At 61.0% G+C, this 13747-nt stretch carries 13 protein-coding genes; 6 read left to right on the forward strand and 7 right to left on the reverse strand.

The annotated features are described in order from the left end of the window. Positions 1–301: 301 nt before the first annotated feature. Positions 302–1441 carry a PilT/PilU family type 4a pilus ATPase gene (locus JHD73_RS22500; RefSeq protein WP_199032408.1) on the reverse strand — a complete coding sequence of 380 codons (1140 nt, stop codon included), beginning with the start codon at positions 1439–1441 and terminating at the stop codon, positions 302–304. A 68-nt stretch (positions 1442–1509) separates the two neighbouring features. Beyond that, a complete protein-coding gene (locus JHD73_RS22505; protein ID WP_024974790.1) occupies positions 1510–2553 on the reverse strand; it encodes a type IV pilus twitching motility protein PilT in 1044 nt (347 codons plus the stop codon). Between the two features lie 122 nt (positions 2554–2675). Between JHD73_RS22505 and JHD73_RS22510 the strand changes: the two genes are divergently transcribed. The 3 genes from JHD73_RS22510 to JHD73_RS22520 are packed head-to-tail and all read left to right on the forward strand — an operon-like array spanning position 2676 to position 4553. Then, the gene (locus JHD73_RS22510; RefSeq protein ID WP_199032409.1) at positions 2676–3398 is read left to right on the forward strand and encodes a YggS family pyridoxal phosphate-dependent enzyme; all 723 of its coding nucleotides are present in this window, start codon (positions 2676–2678) and stop codon (positions 3396–3398) included. 37 nt (positions 3399–3435) lie between these two features. Continuing rightward, complete coding sequence (proC, locus tag JHD73_RS22515; protein ID WP_199032410.1) at positions 3436–4260, forward strand: pyrroline-5-carboxylate reductase; 825 nt, start codon at positions 3436–3438, stop codon at positions 4258–4260. A gap of 17 nt (positions 4261–4277) precedes the next feature. Then, the gene (locus JHD73_RS22520; RefSeq protein ID WP_199032411.1) at positions 4278–4553 is read left to right on the forward strand and encodes a hypothetical protein; all 276 of its coding nucleotides are present in this window, start codon (positions 4278–4280) and stop codon (positions 4551–4553) included. Here the strand turns inward: JHD73_RS22520 and ubiA are convergent. The 5 genes from ubiA to JHD73_RS22545 all read right to left on the reverse strand — a co-directional run bounded on the left by ubiA (position 4550) and on the right by JHD73_RS22545 (position 9981). Beyond that, entirely contained in the window at positions 4550–5425 is an 876-nt protein-coding gene (gene ubiA / locus JHD73_RS22525; RefSeq protein WP_199032412.1) for a 4-hydroxybenzoate octaprenyltransferase, read from the reverse strand. The genes JHD73_RS22520 and ubiA overlap by 4 nt on opposite strands. A gap of 81 nt (positions 5426–5506) precedes the next feature. Further along, on the reverse strand, positions 5507–7678 hold the full coding sequence (gene katG, locus JHD73_RS22530) for a catalase/peroxidase HPI (protein WP_199032413.1): 2172 nt from the start codon (positions 7676–7678) through the stop codon (positions 5507–5509). 125 nt (positions 7679–7803) lie between these two features. Continuing rightward, positions 7804–8304 (reverse strand): Dps family protein, encoded by a 501-nt coding sequence (locus tag JHD73_RS22535; RefSeq protein WP_199032414.1) that lies wholly within the window; start codon positions 8302–8304, stop codon positions 7804–7806. A 141-nt stretch (positions 8305–8445) separates the two neighbouring features. Beyond that, a complete protein-coding gene (locus tag JHD73_RS22540) occupies positions 8446–8688 on the reverse strand; it encodes a hypothetical protein (protein WP_199032419.1) in 243 nt (80 codons plus the stop codon). Positions 8689–9033: 345 nt separating this feature from the next. Then, on the reverse strand, positions 9034–9981 hold the full coding sequence (locus JHD73_RS22545; RefSeq protein ID WP_199032415.1) for a LysR substrate-binding domain-containing protein: 948 nt from the start codon (positions 9979–9981) through the stop codon (positions 9034–9036). Between the two features lie 560 nt (positions 9982–10541). Here JHD73_RS22545 and JHD73_RS22550 point away from each other — a divergent pair. From JHD73_RS22550 to JHD73_RS22560, 3 genes are all read left to right on the forward strand, one after another. After that, the gene (locus JHD73_RS22550) at positions 10542–11732 is read left to right on the forward strand and encodes an AAA family ATPase (RefSeq protein WP_199032416.1); all 1191 of its coding nucleotides are present in this window, start codon (positions 10542–10544) and stop codon (positions 11730–11732) included. A gap of 796 nt (positions 11733–12528) precedes the next feature. Further along, complete coding sequence (locus JHD73_RS22555; protein WP_199032417.1) at positions 12529–13284, forward strand: DUF1353 domain-containing protein; 756 nt, start codon at positions 12529–12531, stop codon at positions 13282–13284. A gap of 126 nt (positions 13285–13410) precedes the next feature. After that, complete coding sequence (locus JHD73_RS22560) at positions 13411–13704, forward strand: hypothetical protein (protein ID WP_199032418.1); 294 nt, start codon at positions 13411–13413, stop codon at positions 13702–13704. The last annotated feature ends 43 nt before the right edge of the window (positions 13705–13747 follow it).

A 13747-nucleotide genomic window follows, 5' to 3' on the forward strand; every position in this document is an offset into this window, starting at 1 on the left:
AACACGATCACGTCTACCCGACGGCAACGCTCACGCGCGCACCCCGTCGGTTTGGCAGTTGGAGCCCTAGATGGCGCCTTGAATTTGTGTTGCAGGGAGGAAAAAGAGAGCGGGCCTGTCTGAGCGCAGCGAGTTTGCCCGCTCTCCCTCCCTGCGACAGAAATTCAAGGAGGGGGTCGCCATCTCGGGCGCGCCTTTCTTTTGCTTACTTTTCTTTGGCAAGACAAAGAAAAGTGAGTCAGCCCCGGCAGGGGATGAAACAAGGGATGGACCACCAACCGCATCCATCCCACAACAAACATCACACCACGTTCAGATGCTCAGTACCCGCCGACAAATCAGTCTGCCCACCCCGCTTGCTGTGCAGTTTGATCTGCAGGCGCAGGTCGTTGAGCGAGTCGGCATTGCGCAGCGCATCTTCGTAGCTGATCTTGCCCTCTTCATACAGCTCGAAGAGCGCCTGGTCGAACGAGATCATCCCCTGCTCGCGGGACTTCTTCATGACCTCCTTCAGCTCGTGCACCTCGCCCTTGAAGATGAGGTCCTGCACCAGCGGCGTCGCCAGCATGATCTCCACCGCCGGCACGCGGCCCTTCTTGCCCTGACGCGGCAGCAGACGCTGCGCAATCATGGCGCGCAGGTTCAGCGACAGGTCGATCAGCAACTGCTGACGCTTCTCTTCCGGGAAGAAGTTGATGATCCGGTCGATGGCCTGGTTCGAGCTGTTGGCGTGCAGCGTAGCCAGGCACAGGTGGCCGGTTTCCGCGTACTGGATGGCGTATTCCATCGTGTCGCGGTCACGAATTTCGCCGATCAGGATCACGTCGGGCGCTTGGCGCAGCGTGTTCTTCAGCGCCACGTGCCACGACTCGGTATCGACACCCACCTCACGCTGCGTCACCACGCAGTTCTGGTGCGCGTGCACGTATTCGACCGGGTCTTCGATGGTGATGATGTGGCCGTACGAATTGGCGTTGCGGTAGCCCACCATCGCCGCCAGCGAGGTCGACTTGCCCGAGCCCGTGGCACCCACCACGATCACCAGCCCGCGCTTGCTCATCACGATCTCGTTCAAGATCGGCGGCAGGTCCAGCTCGCCCAGCGAGGGGATCTTCGTATTGATGGTCCGCAGCACCATGCCGGCGCGGCCCTGCTGGATGAACGCCGACACACGGAAACGCCCCGCGCCCGGTGCCGTGATGGCGAAGTTGCACTCGGAGGTGTCTTCGTACTCACGCAGTTGCCTCTCGTTCATGATCGACTTGACCAGACCGATGGCCTGACCAGCGTTCAGCGGCTGCTGCGAGATCGGCGTGACCTTGCCGTCCACCTTGATGGCGGGCGGGAATTCCGACGTGATGAACAAGTCCGAGCCACGGCTGTTCACCATCAACTGCAAGAGTTCGTGGATGTATTTGGTGGCGGCTTCGCGGTCCAGCATGGCGTGCCCCTCCTGAAAGGAATTGGTGTGCGCGCTAACGGGTCAGTGCCAGTTAGCGCATCAGTGCATCAGCTCGCGAACGCGTCCGGGTTCTTGGCGATGGCGCGTGCGTCTGCGTAGTTGATCGCCGAGCGCTTGATGAGCTCCGACAGGCACTGATCGAGCGTCTGCATGCCCATGCCGCTGCTGGTCTGCATCATCGAGTACATCTGCGAGATCTTGTTCTCGCGGATCAGGTGGCGGATGGCCGGCGTGGCAATCATGATCTCGTGCGCTGCAATCCGGCCCGAACCGTCGCGCGTCTTGAGCAGCGTCTGCGAGATCACCGCTTCCAGCGATTCGGAAAGCATGGTGCGGACCATTTCCTTTTCGTCCGACGGGAACACGTCGACGACACGGTCGATGGTTTTCGCGGCCGAGCTGGTGTGCAGCGTGCCGAACACCAAGTGACCGGTTTCGGCCGCGGTAAGCGCTAGGCGAATGGTCTCAAGGTCACGCAATTCGCCGACCAGGACCACGTCCGGGTCTTCACGCAGTGCCGACTTCAACGCGTTGGCGAACGAGTGCGTGTGCGGCCCCAGTTCGCGCTGGTTGATCAGGCTCTTCTTGGATTCGTGCACGAATTCGATCGGGTCCTCCACCGTGAGGATGTGGCCCATGTCGTTTTCGTTGCGGTGGTTCACCATGGCCGCCAGCGTGGTCGACTTGCCCGAGCCCGTCGGGCCCGTCACCAGCACCAGGCCGCGCGGCTTCATGGCCAAGTCGGCAAACACAGCCGGCGCCTTCAGATCGTCCAGCGACAGCACCTTGGACGGAATCGTCCGGAACACCGCCGAAGCACCACGGTTCTGGTTGAACGCGTTGACCCGGAAACGTGAGAGCCCCGGGATCTCAAACGAAAAGTCGACTTCCAGGTTTTCTTCGTAGACCTTGCGCTGCCCGTCACTCATGATGTCGTACACCATGGAGTGCACGTCCTGGTGCGTGAGCGGTGGCACGTTGATCCGGCGCATATCGCCGTGAATCCGGATCATCGGCGGCAAGCCGGCCGACAGGTGCAAGTCCGACGCTTTGTTCTTGGCGGAAAACGCCAGAAGCTGCGCGATGTCCATCTTATAATGACCCCCGACTTTTTTATGTCGCCCAGGCGTCGCAATGGCGCTTCCCCGGGTGCTGCCGACACTGTCAACAACGTGCCGGAGCCTTGTTTATTTGTAACAAACGTCGCCGGATTATGTCTGTAATCGCCGCCAACTTGCAAGCCGTGCGTCAGCGGATCACAACGGCCTGCACACTGGCTTCGCGCGACCCTGCCGGTGTCATATTGCTGGCTGTTTCCAAGACGTTCGACGCCGATGCGGTGCGTGCCGCGCACGCTGCCGGACAACGCCTCTTCGGCGAGAACTACGTGCAGGAAGGCATCGCCAAAATCGATGCGCTGGCCGACCTCCGCACGGGCCCCAACCCGATCGGCTGGCACTTCATCGGCCCGCTGCAAAGCAATAAGACGCGTGCCGTGGCCGAGCGTTTCGACTGGGTGCACAGCGTCGACCGGCTCAAGATTGCCGAGCGCCTGTCTGCCCAGCGCCCCGATATCCTGCCGCCGCTGCAGGTCTGCCTGGAAATCAATATCAGCCGCCAAGCCAGCAAACACGGCCTGTTGCCCGACTTTGACGAGGTCCTTGCCGTGGCACGCGCCGTGGCCGCCCTGCCCCGCTTGCAACTGCGCGGCCTGATGGCCGTGCCAGAGCCGACCGACGACCCGGCTGCCCAGCGCGCACCTTTTGCCGCCCTGAGCAGACTGGCCAATCAGCTGCGAGACGCCGGCATTGCCATCGATACACTGTCGATGGGCATGTCCGCCGATCTGGAAGATGCGATTGCCGAAGGCGCCACCATCGTGCGTGTCGGCAGCGCCATTTTCGGGGCGCGGCAGTATGCGCACGCGCCCGCCTGATTTCCTGTTTCCTGTTGTTCTTCACCCCACCACTCTCATGCTCGACACTCTGAAACTCGGCTTCATCGGCGGCGGCAACATGGCGGCAGCCCTCATCGGCGGCCTGATTGCCAAGGGCGCGCACGGCGCCAACATCGTGGTGGTGGACCCGACCGAGCCGGCCCGCGCCCGCGCCGAACAAACCTGGGGCGCCCGTACGGCTGCCGCCCCCGGCGCCGAACTGGCCGACCGCGACGTGATCGTCCTGGCTGTCAAGCCGCAGCAGATGCGCGAAGTGTGCGCACAACTCGCCCCGCATCTGGGCAACAGCCTGGTGCTGTCGGTGGCGGCGGGCATCCGCATTCAAGACCTGTCGCGCTGGCTGAATGGCCATGCGCGCATCGTGCGTGCGATGCCGAACACACCCGCGCTGTCGGGCCTGGGCATGACAGGGCTCGCGGCCAACACCGGCCTGTCCGAAGCGGATCGCGCCACGGCCAGTGCCGTCGCCAATGCCGTCGGCAAAAGCGTGTGGGTCCCTGCCGAGGCACAGATCGATGCCGTGACTGCCATCTCGGGCAGCGGCCCGGCCTACGTGTTCTATTTCATCGAGGCGATGCAACAGGCGGCTCAGGAACTTGGCCTGTCGGCGGAAGATGGCCGTACGCTGGCTGTGGAAACGTTCATCGGTGCGGCTACGCTGGCTGGGCAGTCGAACGAGCCGGTGGAAGTGTTGCGCGAGCGCGTGACCTCCAAGGGCGGTACGACCTACGCGGCGCTCACCGCCATGGACGGCGCCGGCATCAAGGCTGCCTTCGTGCGCGCGATGCACGCCGCCGCTGCGCGCGGCAAGGAAATGGGCGAGGAATTCGGTCGCGACTGATCGCAGGCAAGCGCCGCATGGACACCGGCCCCCTCCTGATCGAGCAGCCGGGATTGCTCAAGGCAGCAGCCGTGCTGGCGCTGCCGCTGGAGGCTTGGTTGTGGGTCCAGCTCTTTGGCGATCGCCACGGCTTTCTGCGCAGCCTGCGCATGGCGCTGCAACCCGACATCGTGTCGGCATTGCGCGGCGAATGCACCGACGCCTTCTGGGAGGCCATCCGCGTGCTCATCTTTGCGGCGGCATGTGGCGCCAGCACCGCACTGGTCTACAAGACGCTCAAACTGCTCTTCTAGCGCAGCGCGTAGGCCACCGCCACGCCGGCAAACACGCACGCGCCCAGCCAGTTGTTGTGGCGGAAGACGAAGAAGCACTTCATGCGGTCCCGCGTGCGCAGCATGGGGTAGTACCAGAGCGCAAGTGCTACGGCCGCCGCCATCCCGATCCAGAAGGCTACGCCCAGCGCCATCACATAGCCGGCCCAGGCCATGATGCCGAAGAAGGCCACATAGCACAGCATGATGGCCGCCACGTCATAACGGCCGAAGGTGATGGCTGAAGTCTTGATGTCGATGTGCAGATCGTCGTCGCGATCGACCATGGCGTAGGCGGTGTCGTAGGCGACGGCCCAGAACACGTTGCCGATGAGCATGAGCCAGGCGAGCATCGGCACCTGATCCTGCACCGCCGCATACGCCATCGGAATGCCGAAGCCGAACGCAATGCCCAGATACGCCTGCGGAATCGCAAAAAAACGCTTGAAGAACGGGTACGTGCCGGCAATCACAATGGCCGCGACCGACATCCACTTGGTCAGCGCATTGAGCGGCAGGATGAGCGTGAAGGCGATGAGCGACAGCACACCGGCCACGGCCAGCGCCTCCCACGGCGCAATCAGGCCAGCGGTAATCGGCCGCTCCTTGGTGCGTTTGACGTGCTTGTCGAAATCGCGATCGGCCCAATCGTTGACGGCGCAGCCGGCCGAGCGCATCAGGAACGTGCCGACCGTGAAGATCAGCACCAGCGACAGCGGCGGATGCCCGTCGGACGCCATCCACAGCGCCCACAGCGTCGGCCACAGCAGCAGCACCGTGCCGATCGGCTTATCCATGCGCATCAGGCGCGCATAGAGGATGAGACGGCTGGGTTGAGCGGCGGACGACTGCATGGGAATCACCAAAGAAAAATGGCGCCTGCACGAGGCAAGGCGCCATTTTAGTCCTGTTGCCTGATGGCTCAGGCTTGAGGCTTAGGCCAGATCAAAACGATCGGCATTCATCACCTTGACCCAGGCGGCAACGAAATCACTGAGGAAACGCTGCTTGCTGTCAGCACTGCCGTACACCTCGGCCAGCGCACGCAGGATCGAGTTCGAGCCGAACACCAGATCAACGCGCGTGCCAGTCCACTTGACCTGACCCGTTTTGCGATCAACGCCTTCGTAGATGTCACCGGCTGCCTTCCACTCCGTGCCCATGTCGAGCAGGTTGACGAAGAAATCGTTGGTCAGCGCGCCGGGCGTGGCAGTGAAGACACCGTTCTTGCTGCCATCCGCGTTGATGTTGATGGCGCGCAGGCCACCGATCAGCACCGTCAACTCGGGCGCCGTCAGCGTCAGCAGCTGGGCCTTGTCGATCAGCAGCGCTTCAGCCGGCACCGAGAACTTGGCCTTCTGGAAATTGCGGAAGCCATCGGCAATCGGTTCGAGCACGGCCATCGCGACCGGATCGGTCTGTTCGACCGTGGCATCGACGCGGCCCGGCGTGAACGGCACAGTGATGCTCGTGCCCGCCGCCTTGGCTGCCAGTTCGATACCCACGCTGCCTGCCAGCACGATCACATCTGCCAGCGAAGCCTTGCCCGAGGCCTGCTGAATCGCTTCCAGCTTGGCCAGTGCACCTGCGACCGGCTGGTTGACGGCCCAATCCTTTTGCGGTGCCAGGCGAATGCGGGCACCGTTGGCGCCGCCACGCTTGTCTGAACCGCGGAAGGTCGAGGCAGATGCCCAGGCCACCGCCACCAGTTCCGACGCCGACAGACCAGACGCCTCGATCTTCGCCTTAAGGTCGGCGATGTCAGCCTCGGTCGGCTTGTGCGTTGCGGCCGGCAGCGGATCTTGCCAGATCAGATCTTCACGCGGCACTTCGGGGCCGAGGTAGCGCGACTTCGGTCCCAGATCGCGGTGGGTCAGCTTGAACCAGGCGCGTGCGAAGGCTTCGGCAAAGGCCTGCGGGTTGTCGAGGAAACGACGCGAAATCTTCTCGTAGGCCGGGTCCAGACGCAGCGACAGGTCCGTGGTCAGCATGGTGGGGCGACGCTTGGGCGAATCGGGCGTCGGGCCCGGGATGATCGCCTCGGCATCCTTGGCAACCCATTGCAGCGCGCCTGCCGGGCTCTTCTCCTGCACCCACTCGTACTTGAACAGGTTCTCGAAGAAGGAGTTGCTCCATTGCGCAGGCGTCTGCGTCCAGGTGACTTCCAGCCCGCTGGTGATCGCATCCGCGCCCTTGCCGGACTGGTAGGTGCTCGCCCAGCCAAGGCCCTGCGCCTCAAGCGGTGCAGCTTCAACGTCCGGGCCGACGTTGCTCGCCGGACCGGCGCCGTGCGTCTTGCCGAAGGTGTGACCGCCGGCGATCAGCGCCACAGTTTCTTCATCGTCCATCGCCATGCGGGCGAAGGTTTCGCGAATGTCGTGTGCAGCGGCGATCGGGTCACCGTTGCCGTCCGGGCCTTCCGGGTTCACGTAGATCAAGCCCATCTGCACGGCGGCGAGCGGGTTGTCGAGATCGCGCTCGCCCGAATAGCGGCTGTGGGGGTTGTTGGTCGGGGCGAGCCAGGTTTTCTCGGCGCCCCAGTAAACGTCGTTGTCCGGTTCCCAGGTGTCTTCACGGCCAGCAGCAAAGCCGAAGGTGCGGAAGCCCATGGTCTCGAGGGCAACGTTGCCGGTCAGGATCAGCAGGTCGGCCCACGAGATTGCCTGGCCGTACTTCTGCTTGATCGGCCACAGCAGGCGGCGCGACTTGTCGATGTTGACGTTGTCGGGCCACGAATTCAGCGGTGCAAAACGCTGCTGGCCACGGCCAGCACCGCCACGGCCGTCGCCGGTGCGGTAGGTGCCGGCGGCATGCCAGGCCATGCGGATGAACTGCGGGCCATAGTGGCCGAAGTCTGCCGGCCACCAGTCCTGCGAATCGGTCATCAAGCGGCGCAGGTCAGCCTTGAGGGCGTTGTAGTCCAGCGCCTGGAAAGACTTGCGGTAGTCGAACTTGGTACCAAGCGGATCAGATTTTTCGGAATGCTGGGCGAGCAGATCAACGCGCAGTTGATTGGGCCACCAGTCTTTGTTGGTCGTGCCACCACTCACGGCCTGGGAGGCCGCAAGCGCCTGGCTGGAAAACGGGCATTTGGCTTCAGTAGTCATCGCTCTCTCGTTTGGGTCTGGGAGGAAAGCCCCACCCGCAACACAGCAGGCTGACGGGAGGGGGGAGGAATTCAATGTTGTCGAAACGCCTGTCGTCTCTTGGCGGCGCGACCGCTCGTGCAGACTTATGCCAGCAGCGAGCGCAGCATCCACGCGGTCTTTTCGTGGATGTCCATGCGTTGCGTGAGCAAATCGGCGGTCGGTTCGTCAGCGGCCTTATCGACGTCCGGGAACAGGCTGCGGGCGGTGCGCGTCACGGCTTCATGGCCGGCCACCAGCTCGCGCACCATGTCCATTGCCTCAGGCACGCCCTTCGATTCCGGAATCGACGACAGCTTGGCGAATTCGGTATACGAGCCCGGTGCCGGATAGCCCAGGGCGCGAATGCGTTCAGCCACCGGATCAACGGCGTTCCACAGTTCGTTGTACTGCGTCTCAAACATCAGATGCAGCGTGTTGAACATCGGGCCCGTGACGTTCCAGTGGAAGTAGTGGGTCTTCAGGTAAAGCGAATAGGTATCAGCCAGCAGGCGCGACAGGCCCTCGGCGATCTTCTTGCGGTCCTTGTCGGCGATACCGATGTTGATCTGGGCGGCGACAGTGGTGCCGTTGTTCTTCTTTGCCATCTGGATTCCCCTGAAAAAGTGGTGTGCAAAAACGCGGGATCTAACCCGGGTTGGGTCGGACCGCACGTGCTTCAAGCATCTCGTTCGGTTGCCGCTAACGCGACAAGTTCCGATGATTGCCTCCGTCTGTGACGCAGGCAATCAGGCCGTCAGTTGCACCATGCCGTGCAAGAACACAATCATGACGCCGGCGGCCACGATAGTCAGGCCGATCTGCTTGCGTACCCACTTGCGCTGCAGGCGGGCGTACTCGGTGGTGCGCGTGCCTCGGCTGTCGGCCGCGCTGCCGGGCATGCCAGACAACGTCGGCACCTCGGCGCGCGAGGCCCGTACCGCGCCCGCAAACGCCTGCCACTCCGAAACAAACATCTGCACCATCGCCATGATCTTCCTCCTAAGCATCGGCGCGTGGCGTGGCTTGGTTTTCGCCACGTACCGTACTGCCATTGATTGATTTCGAGCCCAGCGCCACCTTAACGCCCATGCCGCTCAGCAAGCTGGGGGCGCTCCAGCACACTCGCCATCGCACGGGTGATGGTGCCGCGCGAACCGCTCAGCAACCCGAAGTGCCTGATAACCGTCCCGAGTGAAGCATGGTGCAGTCGCCATCCATCTACCAAGTTTATTGATGGATCATAGATAAATGAAATTTATTAAATGAATAGCGTCGGTAGAAATTAACTATAAACAGGACGTAACAAATCCCCTCACAGGGGAAAAGCGCTGTTTTTAGTGCACGAGCGGCGTGAAGGGCAGCGGTTTGATGCCCGGCAGATCGCATTGCGCGACCGCCTTGGCCACCGCCTCGATGGCGGCGATACGGGTAAAGCTCTTGCGCCAGGCCAGCACGACGCGGCGGTCGGGCACGGGCTCCTGAAACGGCACGTAGGTCAGCAGATCGGTGGGGGCGGGCTGCATCCTAGGTACCGAGGTGCGCGGCAGCACCGTGATGCCCACGCCGCTGGCGACCATATGGCGGATCGTCTCCAACGACGAACCTTCAAAGGTCTTCTGGATGCCGTCCGCGTTCTGCGAGAAGCGCGATAGCTCCGGGCACACGCCCAGCACGTGGTCACGGAAGCAATGACCGTTGCCAAGCAGCAGCATGGTCTGCTGCTTGAGCGCCTCCGGGTCCACCGCTGACACCTTGGCCAGTTCATGGCCGCGCGGCACAGCGACCACAAAGGGCTCGTCATACAGCGGCACCGTCATCAGCCCCGCCTCGGAAAAGGGCTCAGCCATGATGGCGCAGTCGATCTCGCCCTGCTTGAGCAGCTCCACCAGTCGCACAGTGAAGTTCTCCTGCAGCATCAACGGCATTTGCGGGACGGTGTCGATCATCTGCTTGACCAGCGTCGGCAGGAGGTAGGGCCCGATCGTGTAGATCACCCCCAGGCGCAGCGGCCCGGCCAGCGGGTCCATGCCCTGCTTGGCAATCTCGCGGATCGCCATGGTCTGCTCCAGCACGCGCTGGGCCTGCGTGACGATCTGCTCGCCCACCGGCGTGACGCTCACCTCCGACGCGCCGCGCTCGAAGATCTGCACGGCCAGCTCGTCCTCCAGCTTCTTGATGGCGACCGACAGCGTCGGCTGCGAGACGAAGCAGGCCTCGGCGGCACGACCAAAGTGGCGTTCTCGTGCAACAGCGACGATGTATTTGAGTTCGGTGAGCGTCATGGCAATCAATCGGCTTTTGGGGGCCGATAGATTTTATCTTAGGATGCCTGGCGCTGCTCGACCTTGTTGAGAATATGACCTGTCGACGTAGCGAAGGAAATTGCAAAATAGCGAAGTAGGCTGCAAATTATCGAAGCTGAAAAAATAGCAAAACTGCGGCAGAAGGCCTCAGTAAGCCATTTCCAGCACATCCATCGTCGCCCACAATGACGCGCAGCACAAATTGGGAACGCGCATCCACTCAACCCGTCACCAGACGGCCCCTCTCTTCAAGGCAAGCCTCGATCCAATACTTCGCCGGATAGCTCCAAACCACGTGGTGTTGTATGGTTAATAAACACAGCAACACTGGTCCATCTCACGCTCACTTCTCCATGGCTGCCACGGACATCCACCGCCACCAATCGACTCCAGTGGTCGATTTGGGCAGCCGCATGCTCGCTCCGCCCGAGCAAGTTCGTACGCGAATAGTCAGCTGATCCCCAGCCCTATAGGTCCCGGGCATTGCCCGCTTGGACAACTGCGGTTACATGCCGCAAGTTTGCGTATGGAGAAGGATCATGTCTACTTCCGAGCACTCGTCGGACCCTCCCCCTGGGTTTTTGCCTCTAGGCGATCTCACAGCGCTGCGCAGCGCCGAAGCGTGGCGGTTGCTTATCCCCTCGGACACGCGTTCCGCTCTTGTCGCTGCCCGGGAAAACAAGGAACCCGAGGAGAAGATCCCTGGATTCCCGGTCGAGGAGCCTTCCACGGTTGCGCCAGTGGCAGTAGCGCCCACACCTCGTCGAGCCAGGCCTCGGCAGGTTCAAGTTTTTGGGGCTGAGGCGCTGGCACTCGCCAACGAGAACCTGCAAGGTGCGGACCGCAGCCAGCAACGGTATGCCCAGTCATTGCTGGAGCAAGCGGGCACTGATGATGGCTACCGAGCACTGCCTCGCGCCCGCTCGACACTGAAGAAGCTTGAAACAACGCAGGTGCCGTTTGGCAACCTGCGCGAGCCAATTCAGAAGTTGAAGATTGACCTCACGCTCATGAGCGCGATGCGGGCGAGGGACTTTCGCGTTCGGCCGATCTTGCTGACAGGGCAACCAGGCGTGGGAAAAACGCACTTCGCGCTGAAGCTGGCAGAAATCTTGAATGTGCCGATGCGGAAGTGGTCCGCCGGGAGTGCCCAAGCAAGCTTCCAACTAGCGGGCAGCGATAGCGCCTGGCACCACGCTCGCCCCGGGATGATCATTGAGATGCTCGCCAGCGGCAGCTCGGCGACGCCTGTCCTCATCTTGGACGAGGTGGACAAGATTGGTAGCGATGGCCGCTACCCGGTAACTCCAGTACTGCTGGATCTACTTGAGCCTGAAACGGCAAGCGCGTTCCAGGACACGTTTTTCCGCATGGCGTTTGACGCCAGTCGGATCATTTATGTCCTGACGGCCAATGACCTCAACGCTGTGCCTGTTCCACTATTGAGTCGCGTAGAGGTGTTTGACATCCCAACACCCGAGCCCGAGCAAAGGCTTCGGCTCATCTTGGCGGAGATTCGGCGGCTGCAGCGTGCTACCCGCAAGCGCATTGAATTGGACGCCAGTGCGGCAGAAGCTTTGTCAGAACGGAGCGACATCGATCTGCGCGCAACACATCGCTTGGTACAGGATGCATTTGCGACTGCGCTGGAGTCAGGCAAGGACATCGCCATGCTGAAGGTGCCGCAGCCTGTTGTGCGGCTGTCGATTGGTTTCACAACCAACGCGTAAATTTCCGACGGCGGTGACGGCCATGAGGGGAGGACACCGCCACTCCCGCCAGCGATGGTTGTCGAAAAGTAGGCTGCTGATCGAAGGATCTTGTATGCCAAGGAAACATAAAACATCACGTGCAACTGACCGGTCTAAGACTAGGCTCCTGAATCCAGGGGACGGGAGTGAGGATCGCATTTTGGAGATTCCCAATGCCGTGATGGCTGCTCTGGGATGGCGCCAGGGCGATACCCTCGTTTTGACTAGAAAGAGTGCCGAAATTCGCCTGCGGAAAGCTCGCAAATCTCGCTCGAAAGGGAAACCCCGTCGATGATTCTGTTTCTCGGCTGTGAGTGCGTGTTGGCGTAGCGAAGGAAATTAGAAAATAGCGAAGTAGGTTAGAAAATATCGAAGCTGCTTTATGGTGACGAGTCCGCTTCTGCTGCTCCCTGCAACGCTCTTCAGGCGATAGCCCATTGAGCAATCTTCCGCACTGCACAAACACCGACACTCTGTGCCAGCACGATGAGCAAAACCGCTGAGCCTGCAACAAAGCAATAAGTCTCAGGCAACCTCGCGACCAGAACTCCACGAACGAATGATCTTGGGCTGAAAGTCCACGCCAGCGCCCCCTCTTTCGTATGGCATCAGTCGAGTACGGCTTGGAATACGCTGACAACGGATGTGGCATCGTGAACCTACCCATCCGAGTCATTGGAACCAATGCTCGCTGCCGGCTACGCATCACGACAAACACCAACCCCGCCGCATAGAGGGTGAACGACAACAATTCGCTTGGTAAAGAGGGGGATGTATGCAGAAGAGATTGCTCTGGGTTCTTTCTGTGGGTGCACTTTCAGCCGCTTTCATTTCACCTAGCATCGCAGCCGACGAGTTCGGACACTTTGAAGGCGAACTGCTGGTGAAGTTTATGGACAACGGGCGCGATGTTCGCCTCCTCCAACCGTATTCGTACATCGACCCCGCTCAACGCAGATGGACCGCGCCCAAAGGATTTGTCTCGGATGGTGCTTCCATTCCGAAATGGGCATGGTCCTTCGTCGGTGGTCCTTTGGACGACAAGTACCGTAACGCAGCAGTCATCCACGATGTCGGATGCGTCGAAAGGAAGCAAAAATGGGAAATCGTGCATCTCACCTTCTATAACGCCATGCGGGCTGCTGGCGTTAGTGAATCCTTGGCCAAGGTGATGTACGCCGCCGTGTACCACTTCGGCCCCAGATGGACCGTTACCACCCTCCCCAAGAAGTATTCGAGCCTAGGAGAAGCGCTGGCATATCAGTCGAAGGCAACCGAAGAGTTCAGAGCTTACATACAACCAGGCATACAAGTTTCGTCTGCCGCACGGCAGGTCGCCGGTGATGGCACCTTCGCCAATTTGCCACACCCCTACTATCAGTTAGACGTCACCATCGCGTCCCCAGCAACCCAAGCGGACGAACCTCCTGCGGAGTTTGCTGCGCTCAAAGAGTCAATCGAAAAGACCGACGCTTCATTAGCGCAAATTCGCTCATTTGACCTCAATGCCGCACGCGCCGGTCAGCACTAGCGCTGGATCGCCAGTGGCAACGGCCACGAGTGATCGTTGGAATCTCGCCATATTCGTAGCCAAACAAGCAAAAAGTCCGTAGTGCACCACCACTGAATGCACGGCACGAAGTCAACAGGAGAGCCGATGCCAACCATCTATCACTACTGCGACGCTACGGCATTTACTTCGGTCATACAGAAGAGGGTGCTCTGGCTCTCGAACACGCGACGGATGAACGATGCTTCCGAAGTTGTCGGTATGGAGCGGGCATTCCGCGAATTGATCGAGGTCGAAGCACGGAGCGCGAATTGGACTGATCAGAAACTGCGCTCGCTTCTTGATGATCTAGCAGTCTGGGCTGCTGCCGGTTTCATGGACACCTTGTTAAGGTGGAAAATGAAACTGGAGGTGGTTTATGGGAACGAGGCGGCAATTTAGCCGGGAGTTCAAGCTTGAGGCCGTGAGGCTGGTCAAAGAGCGA

This window comes from Ralstonia sp. ASV6, assembly GCF_016429285.1.
In the GTDB taxonomy this organism is placed as follows: Bacteria; Pseudomonadota; Gammaproteobacteria; order Burkholderiales; family Burkholderiaceae; genus Ralstonia; species Ralstonia flaminis.